This is a genomic window from Rhodococcus sp. 06-1474-1B (assembly GCF_002258885.1).
GTDB classification, from domain to species: Bacteria; Actinomycetota; Actinomycetes; order Mycobacteriales; family Mycobacteriaceae; genus Rhodococcoides; species Rhodococcoides fascians.
Map to the genome: position 1 here is coordinate 148,316 of NZ_NOYR01000027.1, position 12,627 is coordinate 160,942.

The window sequence follows — 12,627 nt, forward strand, 5'->3', positions numbered from 1 at the left end:
AAACATAACTCGCCCGCTGCTGCGGCCTCGAACCTCGGGAGGCAGTGATGACGTGGACGATGCCGGCCGAAGGTGTTCGGCACGAACGGACCTGGATGGCCTACCCGTGCGAGGGGTATTCGCTCGGTGACACGCCCGAGGAGCACCACGAGGCTCGCACCACGTGGGCCGAGGTCGCGCAGGCGGTCGCTCGATTCGAGCCGGTCACCGTCGTCGTCGATCCCGCCGAAAGCGCCGTCGCACGCACGTATCTGACCTCCGAGAGCGCTTTCCCCATCGACATCCTCGAGGCACCGTTGAACGACGCCTGGATGCGCGACATCGGGCCCACGTTCGTGCTGTCCGAGGACGGCCGTGTCGGCGGCGTCGACTGGGTGTTCAACGGCTGGGGCGCGCAGGATTGGGCGCGCTGGGACAAGGACTCGAAGATCGGCGCGCTCGTCGTCGAGAAGTCCGGTGCCGAGATGATCGATTCACCGATCGTCAACGAGGGCGGCGGTATTCAGGTGGACGGGCTGGGAACGGTTCTCGTCACCGAGACGGTACAACTCGATCCCGGTCGCAATCCCACGCTGTCGAAGGCCGATGTCGAGGCCGAACTCGCCCGCACGATCGGCGCCACCACGGTGATCTGGCTTCCTCGTGGACTCACCCGTGACGCGGACGAGTTCGGAACCCGAGGCCACGTCGACATCGTCGCTGCCATCCCCTCGCCCGGCGTCGTTCTGGTGCACGACCAACGCAATCCCGAACACCCCGATCACGACATCAGCAAGGCCGTGTTCGAGATCTTCGAGAACAGCACAGACGCACGCGGTGAGAAGTGGACCATCGTGAAAGTTCCGGCACCGGAGATTCTCCGCGACGAGGAGGGCTTCGTCGATTACAGCTACATCAACCACTACGTCGTCAACGACGGTGTGATCGCCTGCAGCTACGGCGATCCCGCGGACGAAGAGGCTGCTGCCATTCTGTCGGCGGCATACCCGGGCCGCACCGTCGTCACCGTCGACGCTCGGCCACTCTTCGCCCGCGGGGGCGGAATTCACTGCATCACACAGAACCAGCCACAGGCTCAGACGGACTGAGTGGACGCGGGAGCAGGTATCGAATACTGCTCCCGCAACTCGTTCTTGCGGATCTTGCCCGTCGGATTGCGCGGGATCTCGTCGACGAGGATGTAACGCTTGGGGATCTTGTACCGCGCGAGCCGACCGCCGAGCGCGTCCGCGATGGCATCGAGGTCGACGTCTGCTCCCTCGACGACAGTGATTGCGGCAACGGCAGATTCGCCCCATTTTTCGTCCGGTACACCGAACACTGCGCAACTGTCGATGCCGGGCAGTTCGAGAAGTGCCGCTTCGACCTCGGCCGGATAGATGTTCTCTCCGCCCGAGATGATCATGTCCTTGAGCCGATCGACGATCGTGACGAATCCCTCCGCGTCGGCAATTCCGATGTCGCCGGTACGGAGCCAGCCGTCGTCGAACACGTCGGCGGTCGCGGCGGGACGACCCCAGTATTCCTTCATCACGTTGGGGCCCTGGATCTGAATTTCACCGCGCTCCCCCGGTTTCACCGGCTGTGACATCGCGTTGACGATCCTGACGTCGGAGAAGGTATGGGGAACCCCCGCGGTACCCATTTTTCGTTCGGCATCGACGGCAGCGAGCATCGTTGCGCCAGGACCACTTTCGGTGAGCCCGTAGCCCTGACACATCTTGATCCCGCGTTCGGAATACGTACGGAGCGTGCGCGGCGGCACCGGCGCCGCGGCCACCACCACCCGGCGTAGCGACGTCAGATCCGTGTCGTCCCACGCGGGATGCGACACGAGCGAGTCCAGGATCGTCGGCACTCCGAACGTGTATGTGACCGAGCGCGATTCGACCAGATGGAGCACGCGTCCGGCATCGAACCCTTCCTCGATGACGACCGAGCCGCCCTTGAACAGGACGGGTAACGCCACCATGTCGAGCGCGGCGGTGTGAAACAGCGGAGCGCAGACCAGGGCTACCTCGTCGCTGCACAGGTCCAGATCGAGGACTGCGTTGAGAACGGCGAACAGCACGTTGTCGTGAGTCATCACGACGCCTTTGGGTTTACCGGTCGTACCGGAGGTGTACATGACAAAACACAGATCCGCACCCTCCACCGATTCGTCGATGCGCGTCGAGGGGGCCGCCGCGATCAGCGATTCGTACTCCTCGCCGAGCGTGAGGCGACGCGTGGGGCCGTCACCGACCGCCGAGGTCGCGACGTCGTGCAAGGCCTCGGAATGCACCAACAACGACAGCCCCGAGTCCTGCACTGCGAAAGCAACTTCCGGTGCGGTCAACCGTGCGTTGAGTGGCACGAAGATCGCTCCGAGCACGCCACAGGCGAACAGTACTTCGAGGTAGGCGGGATGATTGGTGGACAACAGCCCGACCCGGTCCCCGGGGCCCACCCCCAGCTCACGTAGACCGTGCGCGAGCCGGGTGGTGCGCTCGTCCAGTTGCTCGTAGGTCGAGACCTGGCCGCGAAACTCGAGTGCCGTTGCTCGCGGGCACTGCCTGGTACGTCGACGGATCCACGAACCGACGCCTTGATTACGCATCTGAAATCTGTTCCTCTCGGGTCCGTGATCTCAGTCGAACATGCGGTAGACGGCCTCGACGACGACCGCGGGGCGCTCGCTGCCTTCGAGTTCGATCGTCGCGGCGACGGTCAGCTGAGCTCCGCCCTTGGGCAGCTCCTCGTACCCCTTCAGCGTGGCGGCCAGGCGCACTCGGCCGCCGGCGGGGACCGGGTTGGTGAAGCGAACCTTGTTCAGTCCGTAGTTGATCTTCGTGGTGACGCTGTCGACGACCAGTAGCTCGTCCCACATCGGAATGATCAGCGACAGAGTCAGATAGCCGTGCGCTATCGGACCGCCGAAGGGGCTTTCGGCCTTGGCCCGTTCGGGATCGACGTGAATCCACTGATGGTCGTCGGTGGCGTCGGCGAAGGTGTCGATGCGCTGTTGCGGCACCTCGATCCACGAGCTGGTTCCCAGTTCGGTGCCTTCGAGGTTCTTCAACTCGGCGAGAGTGGCGACGCGGGTGGTCATGATGTCTCCTTGGCGGACAGGCCGAGTGCGGCCAGTGCATTGGTCTTGAACACGAGTGGACGAATCTCGTCCTTGATGTCGAGCTCGGCGAAGTCCTTCATCCAACGATCCGGCGTCAGAACCGGAAAGTCCGAGCCGAACAACACCTTTCGCTTCAGCATGGAATTCGCCGCCCGCACCAGTTGAGGCGGAAAGTATTTCGGTGCCCAACCCGACAGGTCGATGTACACGTTCGATTTGTGCGTGGCGATCGAGATCTGCGCGTCCGCCCACGGCACCGCGGGGTGCGCCATGATCATCGTCAGTTGGGGGAAGTCCGCGGCGACGTCGTCGAGCAGCATCGGATCGGAATAGCGCAACTTGATGCCGTGCCCGCCGGGAAGTCCGGCACCGATACCGGTTTGTCCGGTGTGGAAGAGCGCGGGTACTCCGGCTTCGGTGATGGCCTCGTAGATCGGATAGAAGCGGCGATCGTTCGGCTCGAAGCCCTGCATGCTCGGATGGAACTTGAAACCGCGCACCCCGAACTCCTCGACGAGCCGGTGCACCCGCCGCACGGCGGCCTTACCCTGCCACGGGTCGACCGAGCCGAAAGGGATCAACACGTCGTTGTGGCGTGCCGCCCCCTCGGCGATCTCCTCCACCGAGTTCGGTGAATGTCCGGACGCCGCACCGGCATCGACGGTGAACACCACTGCGGCCATGTTGCGGGCCCGGTAGTACTCGGCGATGGTGTCGATCCCTGGAGTACGGTCCTCGCCCGACTTGAAGTACTTCTCCGACGCGGTCATCAATTCGTCGTCCAGTGCGCGGTGTCCGCACCCGTCGATCTCCACATGAGTGTGCACATCGAGTGCCAGTATCGAGTCGAAGTCGATGGCGCACTGGTATTTCGAGCTCATCGCGCCGGCTCGACGGGGAGGTTCTCTCCGACCGATTCGAGGCTGTCCGCGAACGTCGACGGCCAGACAGCGGCGATGTCCTCGGCCGACCAGCCGCCGTCGTGATAGCTCGTGGCGATCATGTCCGGGTGCGTCCACAGTGCCAGGCGGTCACCGCCGACGGCGAATGCCTGACCGGTCACGTCTGCACTCGCGTCGCTTGCCAGGAAAGAGACGATTCCTGCGGCGTCCGCTGGGGTCCCGAACCCGAGTTCACGACGGGCGAACGGCGGCAACGGATCCCCGTTGTGCATGGCCTCGATGTACGGCTGCAGGAACGGAATGGTCTCGGTCATCGCCGTGGCCGCCACCGGGCACACCGCGTTCACGGTGACACCTGCACGCTGGAGTTCCATCGCCCAGGTCCGCACCATCCCGACGATCCCGGCCTTGGAACCGGAGTAGTTGGTCTGTCCGAAATTTCCGCGCTGACCGGCAGGAGAGCCGATGCACACGATCCGGCCGCCCTCACCCTGAGCGCGGAAGTGAACGGCTGCTTCGCGTGCGCAGGTGAACGTGCCGCGGAGATGAACGTTCACGACGGCATCGAAGTCGTCGTCGGTCATCTTCCACAACACCTTGTCGCGCAGGATCCCCGCGTTGGTGACCATGACGTCGAGGCGACCGAACGCCTCGACCGCGCCTGCCACCAACTTCTGTGCGGTCTCGGTGCTGCCCACCGGAGCCACGACGGCCACTGCCCGTCCACCCGCGTCGACGATCGAGGAGACAGCCGCGTCGGCTGTCGCCTGGTTCACGTCGTTGATCAAGACTGCTGCACCGTGGCGCGCGAGGTCCTGGGCATACGCAAGTCCGAGCCCCTGGCCGCTTCCGGTGACGACAGCGACCTTGTTGTCGAGATTCATAGCTCTCTCCTCTTCGTGGTTACCAGACTGACAAAACCATCAATAATTGAGAAAGTCAATGATTTACGTTTGCTAGAATTACCGCCGATACGAGGAGCCTCATGACCGACATCGCACCCCTGTCCGACGACATCGGATTCCTGCTGACGCGCGCGGGAACGTCGCTGACGGCCGCCGCCAAAACGGCACTGGCACCCTTCGAGCTGCGCGTACGTTCGTACTCCGTGCTGGCCCTGGCCTGCGAACATTCGGACGGACTCGGCCAGCGGCAGCTCGCGGAGGAACTGGGCTTGGACCCCAGTCAGATCGTGGCGTTGGTGGACGATCTGGAGGTCCGCGAGCTGATCACCCGACGGGTCGACCCCGGCGATCGACGAAACAAGCGCATCTACGCGACCGACGCCGGCCGCGCGCTGTGCGTGGACGCACAGCGCGCGCTCGCGGCGACCCAATCCGCCACGCTCTCAGCCCTCGGCGACCGCGGTGTCCGAGAGCTGCGGCAGTCACTGCAGTCCATCGTCCGCGCACAGTAGACCGTGCACAGTAGACCGTGCACAGTAGACCGTGCACAGTAGATCGTGCACACGTAGGCCGATCATCGTTCGTAGACAACCCTGCCACCGACGACCGTCGCGATGATCGGTAGTTCGGGAATTCGATCCGCCGGGCCCATCAGGTCGCCGCCCACTGCGGTGAAATCTGCGGGCCCACCGACGACGATGGTTCCGGTGCCGTCGGTGAGACCGGCCGCTGCAGCGGCGTGACTGGTGAACCCGTCGAGCGCCTGGCGCGCCGAGATCGCTTGCCGGGGTTGACGAGGAGAATCTTCCGGCCGGTCTGCCGGACGGCGCAGCCGGGCATCGGCCATGACGACGCGTGGGTCGAAATGTGCTACCGGCCAGTCGGATCCGAGCGCAACGGTGACACCGAGATCGAGAAGCTCCGCAACCGGCCAGCCGCGGTCGATCCGATCGCGGCCCATGCGCCTGGACCAGTCGTCGGCCTCGTCGGCTCGGGTGTACCTGGTGCAGTGGGTCGGCTGCATCGAGGCGGAGATTCCGGCGGCAGCGATCGCGGTCAGATCCTCGGGGCGGACGGTTTCGAGATGTTCCAGACGATGCCGAACCCCCGTCCCGAGGGCCGCCAGCGTCCGTACGCAGTGGTGCACAGCGGCATCACCGATCGCATGAGTAGTGGTCGACACTGCACGGCGGTCGAGCTCGCGCACCACGGCCGCATACCGTTCCGGGTCGGTCCACGACGGCCGGGTACCGTCGCCGTACAGGTCCGGGTGACACAACCACGCCGTCCCACCTTCGACGGTTCCGTCCATGAACAGTTTTGCGCCCGCGTATCGCCACCGCGCCCCGGCGGTACCGTGCACCAGCGCAGCCAGTTCTGCGACCCGATCGGCAGGATGATCCGGCTGGACCCAGCCGTACACCCAGAACCGCAGTCCGGCGTCGTCCTCGTCGAGCGCCCGGATCATCTCGACGGTCCCGGGGAGGTCGTCCATGACGTGCACCCCGGTCAGCCCGACCGACGCCATCTCCTCGGTCACGGTGCGTAACAAAGACTTCGCCGCGACGACGTTCTGGGCAGGCATGACCGCCTCCACCAGATGGATGGCCGGCTCCTCGATCAGGTGACCGGTGGTCTTCCCGCCACTGTCCACCGCCACTCGGGCACCGCCGTGGTCGAAGGTCTCTCGGCCGGTCACGCCGGCAATATCGAGTGCAGCCCGATTGGCCAGAGACGAATGCGCGTCGTAGAACCGAATGAGAACAGGGGTCGTGACCGAGTCGGAGATGGCATCGAAGCTCGGAGCTCGGCCGCCGAATACGTTGTGGTTCAAGCCCCAGCCGCGAATCCAACCGTCCGTCGGGTGCGCGTCGTGCAGTACCCGACGGACGTCGTCCAGATTCTCGCACCGACTGAAATCCACGCCGAGTGACATCAACGCGCCTTGCACCACGTGCGTGTGGGCGTCGACCCATCCGGGCGTCAGCGTGCTCCCGGCCAGGTCGATGATCTTCGTTCCGGGACCACTGCAACCCAGGACGTTGTCGGTGCTCCCGAGTGCGATCACTCGGTCGTCTCGAACGGCGACGGCCTGCTGCGGCTCGGCACCATCGACCTGGGTGAGCACCGTGGCGTTCATCAGAATCAGTGTCGCATCAGTCATGTCGCACTCCTCGTGCATCATCGGTAGGTAGTGCGGTCGACGGTCCGGCCTGGGTATCGGGCAGTATCTCGGAATCGATGTCGGTCGTCCCCAGCCGTGCGTACACCTGGGGGCGGCGTGCCCGGATCCACAGGGCCATTGCCGAACCCAACGCGAACACCACGACGGATCCGATGGAGGCGACGGTGTTCACCACCGGGTCGGTCGTCAGGGTGGCGATTTCGATCTTGTCGACGACGAGGTACAGAGCGATTCCGATCAGGACGAACGCGGCGATTCCAGCGAGTGCCGCGCCCCGATCCCGTGCCACTTCTCTACCGCGCAGGAAGAACACGGCAACCGAGAGAGAGGTGAGCCATTGCAGCGCAAGGATTCCCACGGTTCCCGTACTCGCCGTCCACGCAGCCAACTGCAGGACCGGATCGACGTCGGCCGCGGCGAAACACGCGATGGCCACTACGGCCGTCGCCGTCTGCGCGATGCTGGCGATGTGCGGAGACAAGTGCTTGCTGTGCACGTGGCTGAGCCGCACCGGGAAGATTCCTTCACGACCGAGCGCATAGCCGTACCGGGTGATCGCGTTGTGGAAGGCCAGCAGAGCCGCGAGTCCACTCGAGACGATCAGCACGCGCATCACATCCGTTGCCGCACTACCGACGTAGGTCTGCATGGCGGTGAAGAAGAAACCGGCAGGATCCGATGCAGCCGCGGCGACCGCGTTCTCGGCGCCGAACGCCATGACCGCAACCCAGACGATGAAGCAGTAGAAGACCGCGAGGAAAATGACCGCGGCATAGGTTGCGCGGGGGACCGTCCGGTCCGGTCGTACCGCCTCGTTGCGGAACAGGGCGGTTGCCTCGAAGCCCACGAACGCGGCGAACGACACGGCCAGTACCGCCCCCATCGATCCGGTGAAGACGTTCTCGGGATAGAACGGCTGCAGGTTCAGACCACTCGCACCGCCCTTGGCGATCACTGCGATCGCCAATACGAGCAGCACCAGCACTTCGAGAACGAGCAGCACGCCGAGGACCTTGGCCCCCACCCGAATCGATCGGTAGCCCAGCACGGACACGATCGCCGCAGCGACCAACGCCCACAGCCACCAGGGTAGGTCGACTCCGACGAAGTCGTTCATCGTCGCCTTGGTCACCGCTCCGAACAACCCGTAGGTGCTGATCTGCAGGAGGGTGTACCCCGCCACGGCCACCAGAGCGCTACCGAGACCGGCAACTTTGCCCAGACCCATCCGGATGTACGAGTAGAACGCGCCGTTGTTGTGCACGTGCCGCGCCATCTTGGTGAAGCCGATGGCGAAAACCGTGCTGATCAGGCCGGCGCACAGGTATCCGGCGGGAGCGCCGATCCCACCGATCAGCAACGCGATCGGAGCAACGGCCACCATGACGGTGAGCGGTGCCGCTGCCGCGACGACGAAGAAGACGATGTCGCGTGAGTTGAGGCTGGAACTATCGAGGGCATTCGGCTGCCCGGAATGTTGGGGGATGGTCATGGCCGGCTCCGTGTGATTAATCCAACGATGTTTGGTTTTGACGTAACGTAGACCACAGAAGACAGTTTGGAAAGACCCCGGCGAAATGGAGTACACGTGGCAAGGCCGAAGACAGCACTACTCGATGTCGATCGCATCGTCGATGCCGCACTTCAGATCACCGACGCCACAGGCGATTTCACAGTTGCACAGCTTGCCTCCAAACTCGCCGTGCATCCATCCTCGCTGTACCACCACGTGTCCGGAAAAGACGAAGTGATCGATCGAATGCGGGCTCGAATCGGTCGCAAGATCGACAACACGGGCTTCGGAACGGGCCCGTGGGACGAGGCATTGAAGAGGTTGGCGTGGTCGTATCGAGCGGCGTTCGCCCGTCACCCCGGGTCCATTCGCTTGTTCGCGACCTCACGCATCCGCGACCGCGAATCGCTGTCCGAGTACGAGCGAATCGCCGACGGTCTGCACGATGCGGGCTTCGCTTGGCCCGAGGTACTTCCGATCATCATCGCGTTCGACAACTTCATTCTCGGCTCGGCCCTCGACATGGGCAGCGGCGGTAACCTCTACACACCCGACCCGCAGATGCACCCGGCCCTGACTGCTGCGGTGGGCGATCCCGAGGAACAGCCGAACCCCACCGACGTCGCCTTCGAGCTGGGACTGTCGGCACTGCTGACGGGCCTGCAACACCGCCTGGGCAATCGCTGACGCACCCTCCGCTCCTCGGGGCTCAGTGCGCCCCGGTGTGTCCGAGAGCCAGGCGACAACTACGGAGGAAGCCGCGGAATTCGTCTCGTTGACGCGGCGACAGATCGGCGACCATGCGGTCCTCCAGGTCACCGATCTGCGCGTCGTACTCTGCGAGCAAGCGTCGTGCTTCCTCGGTCAAGCTCGTGAGCATCCGCCGTTTGTTGGCCGGATCCGTTCGGCGAGTGACCAATCCACGCTTCTCGAGTGCGGCGATCATCTCGCCCATCGTCTGAGCCGTCACGAAGGAATTGCGTGCCAACTCCGCGGACGACAGCCCGTCGCGTCGACGTAGCACCGTCAGCGCCGTGTACTGCACGGCAGTGATGTTCATCGGCCGCAACAGCGCATCCATCTGGGCCCGCACCGCCAGCTCGACCTGCTTGATGGCGTAGAGCAGCGTCGGCTGCTCGCCTGCCGACGACGGCCTCGATGCCACGTTCACCACCTCGCTTTCCGAACTCGCGTGTGGCTGCAGCCTAATTACCGAATGCCGCCGACCGGCACCTGGATCGCCTATTGCTTTCCGCGCATGCGCGAGGTTGTATATAAGGAACCCTGTTAATCAGGTCACAGCCGGCCATCGAAGCGAGGCGTTCATGACGATCACCGACGACAGCGTCACTCTCACCCGACCCGACGTCACTCCCGGACGGCTCTTCGTCGACGGTCACTGGCGTGACGCTGCCGCAGGTGGCCGATCCGACGTGCTCGATCCGTCGACGGGAGCGGTGCTCACCTCCGTGTCCGAGGCGTCCGCTGTAGACGTCGACGCAGCAGTGTCCGCAGCTCGCACCGCCTTCGACGACGGCCGCTGGTCGTCACTGCCCGGACGCGAACGGGCACGCATTCTGCACCGAGCCGGTCAGCTCATCCGCGAACGCGCCGACGAGATCGTTGCCGTCGAAAGCGCCGATGTGGGTAAGCCGGTGTCGTTGTGCCGCCCGGTGGACGTACTGACCTCCGCGGAGCAGTACGAGTACTGCTCCGCACTGGCTCAGACGCTCGGTGGATCGCATCGCGACACTCCGCTGTCTGCGCACGCGTACACGCGCAGAGAACCGCTCGGTGTGGTCGCCGCGATCACCCCCTTCAACTTTCCGCTGATTTTGTCGAGTTCGAAGATCGCGCCTGCACTCGCCGCGGGTAACACCGTGGTCCACAAACCCAGCGAGGACACCCCGCTCAGCGCATTGCTGATGGCTGAAATATTGACCGAGGCGGGCGTACCGCCAGGCGTGATCAACGTTGTCACCGGAACAGGTTCCGTTGCGGGAGAGGCACTTCTGCAGCATCCGGGAGTCGACAAGATCGCATTCACCGGGTCAACGGCCGTGGGCAGGCACGCTGCCGGGGTCGCAGGCCGCAATCTGGTACCGGTGACGATGGAACTGGGTGGCAACGCCGCGCACATCGTGTTCGAGGACGCCGACATCGACAAGGCGATCGGAGCGATCATCAAAGGGTTCGTCTTCAACTCCGGGCAGTTCTGCATGGGCGGCCCGCGCCTGCTCGTCCAGCGCTCTCGATACGAAACGGTGTTGGAAATTCTGGCCCAGGCGGTTCCCGGTGTTCCCGTCGGCGACCCGTTCGATCCGGCCACGGTGGTCGGACCCATGGCCGGAGAGCGGCACGTGCACAAGGTCGAGGAGTACGTGGACATCGCCCGCCGCGACGGCGGCCGTATCGTCGTCGGCGGGCACCGTCCAGACCTGTCCGGTACGCCCCTCGCCGGTGGCTCGTTCTACTCCCCCACCGTTATCGCAGACTTGCCTGCCACGTCGCGGGTCGTTCGAGAAGAGATCTTCGGACCCGTTCTGACGGTACAACCGTTCGACACCGAGGACGACGCGGTCCGCCTGGCCAACGGCACCGAGTACGGCCTCGCTGCCGGTCTGCAGACGACGAATGTGGCTCGCGCACATCGTGTTGCAGCACGACTGCACGCCGGCATCGTGTGGGTCAACGACTGGGCGATGCTCGACCCGGCCGTTCCCTTCGGCGGAGTCAAGAACTCCGGCTTCGGCCGTGAGTACGGCCCCGAGGGCCTCGACTCGTACACCAAGGTCAAATCCGTCGTCATCTCGCTCGACTGAATCGAAGGCTCGACCGAATCGAAGGGCAGTGCCATGACCACAACCACAGCGGCAGTAGTCGAATCGGGCGGAGCCGCGTTCACATTGTCCCCGGTCGAACTGGGCGAACCCCGCAGCGGAGAAGTGCGCGTGCGCATCGTCGCAGCCGGCTTGTGCCACACCGATCTGGGCGTCGCCGCGGGCGGGCTGCCGTTTCCGCTTCCCGGCGTCCTCGGCCACGAGGGTGCGGGGGTCGTCGAAGCCATCGGTCCCGGAGTCACCGGCGTGCAGGAAGGTGACCACGTTCTGCTGTCGTTCACCTCGTGCGGTACCTGCGGAAACTGCCGAGCCGGTCATCCCGCCTATTGCGCAACGTGGTTGCCGCTCAACCTCATCGGCGGGGCTCGCGCCGACGGCTCCAGCCCGATCACGCGCAACGGCACTGCGCTCGGAGGCCATTTCTTCGGCCAGTCGTCGTTCGCGAATCACGCGATCGTGGACGAGCGGAGCCTGGTTCGGGTCGATTCCTCCGCACCGCTGGAGATCCTTGCACCGCTGGGCTGCGGGGTGCAGACCGGAGTCGGTGCCGTGTGGAATGTGCTGCGACCACGCCCGGGAGATACCGTCGTGGTGACCGGCGCAGGCGCAGTGGGTCTTTCGGCCATCATGGCTGCCGCTCTCACTCCCGCGGCCAAGATCATCGCGGTCGATCGGGTTGCCGAACGCCTGGAACTGGCCACCGAGTTGGGAGCGACCCACGTCGTCGACGCCACTCGCGAGGACACCGCGGCAGCGTTGGCAGAACTGACCGAGGGCTCCGGCGTCGACGGAGCCATCGAAACCACCGGGAACGTAGGGGTGCTGCGTACCGCGATCGATGCCCTGGCCCCTCGTGGAACCGCCGTCGTCGTCGGCGCTCCGCCCTTCGGCACCGAGGTCCCGGTCGACGTCAACGCCATGCTGCCGGGCCGACGCATCGTGGGGCTGACCCTCGGCGACAGCGAAACGCAGACCCTGATTCCGGTGCTGGTGGATCTTGTCGTGTCGGGTCGATTACCCCTGCAGCGCTTGATCACTCACTACCGATTCGACGACATCAACTCCGCGGTGGCGGACATGATCAGCGGTGCGTCGATCAAACCGGTCCTCCTCTTCTGACCGGGATTCCGACCGGGCTTCCGGCATCCGGAAGTCCGCTCGCACCGGCGG

At 64.7% G+C, this 12,627-nt stretch carries 12 protein-coding genes; 5 read left to right on the plus strand and 7 right to left on the minus strand.

Annotated elements, in window-relative coordinates:
- Positions 1 to 47: 47 nt before the first annotated feature.
- The gene (locus tag CH266_RS15915; protein ID WP_027495713.1) at positions 48 to 1,088 is read left to right on the plus strand and encodes an agmatine deiminase family protein; all 1,041 of its coding nucleotides are present in this window, start codon (positions 48 to 50) and stop codon (positions 1,086 to 1,088) included.
- Here the strand turns inward: CH266_RS15915 and CH266_RS15920 are convergent.
- From CH266_RS15920 to couN, 4 genes are read right to left on the minus strand one after another with little or no spacing between them, the layout of a single operon-like run.
- The gene (locus tag CH266_RS15920; RefSeq protein ID WP_032369143.1) at positions 1,076 to 2,599 is read right to left on the minus strand and encodes an acyl-CoA synthetase; all 1,524 of its coding nucleotides are present in this window, start codon (positions 2,597 to 2,599) and stop codon (positions 1,076 to 1,078) included. The two genes, CH266_RS15915 and CH266_RS15920, sit on opposite strands and share 13 nt — an antisense overlap.
- 30 nt (positions 2,600 to 2,629) lie before the next feature.
- Positions 2,630 to 3,091, minus strand: a complete 462-nt coding sequence (couM, locus tag CH266_RS15925; protein WP_032366817.1) for a p-hydroxycinnamoyl-CoA hydratase — start codon at positions 3,089 to 3,091, stop codon at positions 2,630 to 2,632.
- Positions 3,088 to 3,993 (minus strand): 4-hydroxyphenyl-beta-ketoacyl-CoA hydrolase, encoded by a 906-nt coding sequence (gene couO, locus CH266_RS15930; protein WP_032369144.1) that lies wholly within the window; start codon positions 3,991 to 3,993, stop codon positions 3,088 to 3,090. Before couO ends, couM begins: the two co-directional genes overlap by 4 nt.
- Complete coding sequence (gene couN / locus CH266_RS15935) at positions 3,990 to 4,898, minus strand: 4-hydroxyphenyl-beta-hydroxyacyl-CoA dehydrogenase (protein ID WP_032369145.1); 909 nt, start codon at positions 4,896 to 4,898, stop codon at positions 3,990 to 3,992. Before couN ends, couO begins: the two co-directional genes overlap by 4 nt.
- Positions 4,899 to 4,999: 101 nt before the next feature.
- Between couN and CH266_RS15940 the strand changes: the two genes are divergently transcribed.
- Entirely contained in the window at positions 5,000 to 5,431 is a 432-nt protein-coding gene (locus tag CH266_RS15940; protein WP_032369146.1) for a MarR family winged helix-turn-helix transcriptional regulator, read from the plus strand.
- Between the two features lie 62 nt (positions 5,432 to 5,493).
- Here the strand turns inward: CH266_RS15940 and CH266_RS15945 are convergent, their stop codons facing one another.
- The gene (locus tag CH266_RS15945; RefSeq protein WP_094715789.1) at positions 5,494 to 7,083 is read right to left on the minus strand and encodes an amidohydrolase; all 1,590 of its coding nucleotides are present in this window, start codon (positions 7,081 to 7,083) and stop codon (positions 5,494 to 5,496) included.
- Positions 7,076 to 8,596: an APC family permease gene (locus CH266_RS15950; protein WP_094715684.1), complete on the minus strand. Its 1,521-nt coding sequence runs from the start codon at positions 8,594 to 8,596 to the stop codon at positions 7,076 to 7,078. Before CH266_RS15950 ends, CH266_RS15945 begins: the two co-directional genes overlap by 8 nt.
- Positions 8,597 to 8,692: 96 nt before the next feature.
- On the opposite strand from CH266_RS15950, the gene CH266_RS15955 reads away from it, so the two are divergent.
- Positions 8,693 to 9,304: a TetR/AcrR family transcriptional regulator gene (locus tag CH266_RS15955; RefSeq protein WP_032366821.1), complete on the plus strand. Its 612-nt coding sequence runs from the start codon at positions 8,693 to 8,695 to the stop codon at positions 9,302 to 9,304.
- Positions 9,305 to 9,326: 22 nt separating this feature from the next.
- Here CH266_RS15955 and CH266_RS15960 read toward each other — a convergent pair whose 3' ends face one another.
- On the minus strand, positions 9,327 to 9,782 hold the full coding sequence (locus tag CH266_RS15960; protein ID WP_032369239.1) for a MarR family winged helix-turn-helix transcriptional regulator: 456 nt from the start codon (positions 9,780 to 9,782) through the stop codon (positions 9,327 to 9,329).
- Between the two features lie 160 nt (positions 9,783 to 9,942).
- Between CH266_RS15960 and CH266_RS15965 the strand changes: the two genes are divergently transcribed.
- Both CH266_RS15965 and CH266_RS15970 read left to right on the plus strand, forming a co-directional pair.
- The gene (locus CH266_RS15965; protein ID WP_094715685.1) at positions 9,943 to 11,439 is read left to right on the plus strand and encodes an aldehyde dehydrogenase family protein; all 1,497 of its coding nucleotides are present in this window, start codon (positions 9,943 to 9,945) and stop codon (positions 11,437 to 11,439) included.
- Positions 11,440 to 11,472: 33 nt separating this feature from the next.
- Positions 11,473 to 12,576: an NAD(P)-dependent alcohol dehydrogenase gene (locus CH266_RS15970; protein WP_048317416.1), complete on the plus strand. Its 1,104-nt coding sequence runs from the start codon at positions 11,473 to 11,475 to the stop codon at positions 12,574 to 12,576.
- Positions 12,577 to 12,627 lie beyond the last annotated feature (51 nt).

Excerpts from the sequence above, each read along its gene's own strand:
- CH266_RS15970 (WP_048317416.1), top strand. The coding sequence starts at position 11,473 with ATGACCACAACCACAGCGGCAGTAGTCGAATCGGGCGGAGCCGCGTTC.
- CH266_RS15920 (WP_032369143.1), bottom strand. The coding sequence starts at position 2,599 with ATGCGTAATCAAGGCGTCGGTTCGTGGATCCGTCGACGTACCAGGCAG.
- CH266_RS15915 (WP_027495713.1), top strand. The coding sequence starts at position 48 with ATGACGTGGACGATGCCGGCCGAAGGTGTTCGGCACGAACGGACCTGG.
- couO (WP_032369144.1), bottom strand. The coding sequence starts at position 3,993 with ATGAGCTCGAAATACCAGTGCGCCATCGACTTCGACTCGATACTGGCA.
- CH266_RS15945 (WP_094715789.1), bottom strand. The coding sequence starts at position 7,083 with ATGACTGATGCGACACTGATTCTGATGAACGCCACGGTGCTCACCCAG.
- CH266_RS15940 (WP_032369146.1), top strand. The coding sequence starts at position 5,000 with ATGACCGACATCGCACCCCTGTCCGACGACATCGGATTCCTGCTGACG.
- CH266_RS15965 (WP_094715685.1), top strand. The coding sequence starts at position 9,943 with ATGACGATCACCGACGACAGCGTCACTCTCACCCGACCCGACGTCACT.
- couM (WP_032366817.1), bottom strand. The coding sequence starts at position 3,091 with ATGACCACCCGCGTCGCCACTCTCGCCGAGTTGAAGAACCTCGAAGGC.
- couN (WP_032369145.1), bottom strand. The coding sequence starts at position 4,898 with ATGAATCTCGACAACAAGGTCGCTGTCGTCACCGGAAGCGGCCAGGGG.
- CH266_RS15950 (WP_094715684.1), bottom strand. The coding sequence starts at position 8,596 with ATGACCATCCCCCAACATTCCGGGCAGCCGAATGCCCTCGATAGTTCC.